The sequence below is a fragment of the Stieleria sp. genome, assembly GCF_041595215.1.
In the GTDB taxonomy this organism is placed as follows: Bacteria; Planctomycetota; Planctomycetia; order Pirellulales; family Pirellulaceae; genus Stieleria; species Stieleria magnilauensis.
This window is the reverse complement of sequence record NZ_JBFHKV010001363.1, coordinates 1-1,901: the sequence shown is the minus strand read 5'-3', so window position 1 is coordinate 1,901 and position 1,901 is coordinate 1. Positions and strand designations below refer to the sequence as shown.

3 protein-coding genes are annotated in these 1,901 nt (G+C 60.2%); 2 read left to right on the top strand and 1 reads right to left on the bottom strand.

The features are described from left to right. Nucleotides 1–234, bottom strand: a 234-nt coding sequence (locus ABX749_RS31315; protein WP_372899490.1) for a gamma-glutamyltransferase, incomplete at its 3' end; no start/stop codon positions are given. Nucleotides 235–386: 152 nt separating this feature from the next. Here ABX749_RS31315 and ABX749_RS31310 point away from each other — a divergent pair. Both ABX749_RS31310 and ABX749_RS31305 read left to right on the top strand, forming a co-directional pair. After that, entirely contained in the window at nt 387–1,499 is a 1,113-nt protein-coding gene (locus tag ABX749_RS31310; protein WP_372899489.1) for a calcium/sodium antiporter, read from the top strand. A gap of 112 nt (nt 1,500–1,611) precedes the next feature. Then, nucleotides 1,612–1,901, top strand: a 290-nt coding sequence (locus tag ABX749_RS31305; RefSeq protein ID WP_372899488.1) for a MarR family winged helix-turn-helix transcriptional regulator, incomplete at its 3' end; no start/stop codon positions are given.

The window sequence follows — 1,901 nt, the reverse complement described above, 5'->3', positions numbered from 1 at the left end:
GCCGGCCGATGGATGCGTCACGGCGAGGGCGAAGGCGGTCGCGATCGCCGAATCGACCGCCGTGCCGCCCTGCTCCAAAATCTCCGCACCGACCTCCGCCGCATCGGGCGACACCGCGACCACCATCCCGTCGCGGCTCTCCGCATCGCGACGCGATTGCCCCAGCGCCGGAGAACCTTCAACGGCGAAACCGACGATAACAATCAACAATCCGAACTGGCAAACTCGCTGCACGTCTCCACCTCTCCAAAGTACTTCCGTTATGGACCGTTGCTAAACTATAACCGCACGACGGGCGGTCTGGCGATTTAATCGATCTTCCCAGTTCGACGCGATGGTCCCAGACCACGACTGCCGTTTGATCGCACCCTTTCCAAGGAAGTTCATTGGTCACCAGTTTCACGCTTGTTATGGGTTTGGTCGTCCTGACGATCGGGGCGGAACTGTTGGTGCGTGGGGCATCGAAGTTGGCGCTCGCGGTCGGGCTCTCACCGCTCGTCGTCGGCTTGACCGTGGTCGCGATCGGCACCAGTGCGCCGGAGTTGGTCGTCAGTCTGCAATCCACGTTGCGTGGACAGCCTGATGTAGCGATGGGAAACGTTTTGGGCAGCAATATCTTCAACGTGCTGTTCATCCTGGGCATCTCGGCCCTGATCATCCCGTTGCGAGTCTCTCAGCAACTGATACGGTTTGACGTGCCGTTGATGGTCGGTCTGTCCGTGCTGGTGATGGTCTTTTCCCTGGATGGCCGGATCGGGCGAGTCGATGGAGCGTTGCTCGTCGCGGGGCTGATCGGGTACGAGGCATGGGCCGTGATCAAAAGCCGAAAGGAACAGGCCGGGATCACGGCTCAATACGAAGCCGAATATGGAACAGAGCCGGCTGGAAATTCCTCAGCGCGGCTGCTGGTGAGCGTGTTGGTGCTGATCGCCGGACTCGTGCTGCTGGTCTTGGGCGCGCGATGGTTCGTAGACGCGGCGGTGCTCTTGGCCAGACAATTCGGCGTCTCCGAGCTGGTGATCGGGCTGACGATTGTGGCCGCGGGGACCTCGCTTCCCGAGGTGGCGACGTCGATCGTGGCCGCGATGCGTGGCGAACGCGACATCGCGGTGGGGAACGTCGTCGGCAGCAACCTGTTCAACATCATGGGCGTGCTGGGGATTTCTTCACTCGTTTCCACCCAGGGCGTTGCGGTTTCAAACACCGCGATTGAGTTGGATCTGCCCGTCATGGTGGCGGTCGCGGTCGCCTGCCTGCCGATCTTCTTTACCGGCCACCTGATCGCCCGCTGGGAAGGCGGTCTGTTTCTTGCGTATTACGTCGCCTACACGGCGTACCTGGTCACCGCGGCGACCGTGCCCGCGGTCAATCGCACCTTGTCGATCGTCATGATCGGGTTCGTCATTCCGCTGACAGTCATCACGCTGGCGGTCGCGGTCGTCCGGTACCGACGCGCGTCTAGCGCGTCCGATGCCGACGCGGAAACTCACGGCGGATGAGTTTGTCGGTCGATTGTTGTCGTTTTGTCACACAATCGCCGCGTAGTTGTTTCCGCCATCGCTTGACGTGTAAACTAATTGCCTAATCCAACACGACCCGCGAGAGGCAATCATGACAAGCGGCCGGTTACAGCGAGAGTTGAAGAAGAAGAAACCGTTTTCGTCACCCGAGCAGGAGGCGATGTTGAACCTGTTGCGGACCAATGACCAGCTTCAGAATCGTTTCGGACGTCTGTTCCGCGAGTTCGGGTTGACGGCGTCGCAGTACAACGTGCTGCGCATTCTGCGGGGGGAAGGCAAGCCGATGCCGTGTCTGGAAATTGCCGAGCGGATGATTCAAGTGGTCCCGGCGATCACGGGATTGATCGATCGGCTTGAAAAACAGAACATGGTCAGTCGACG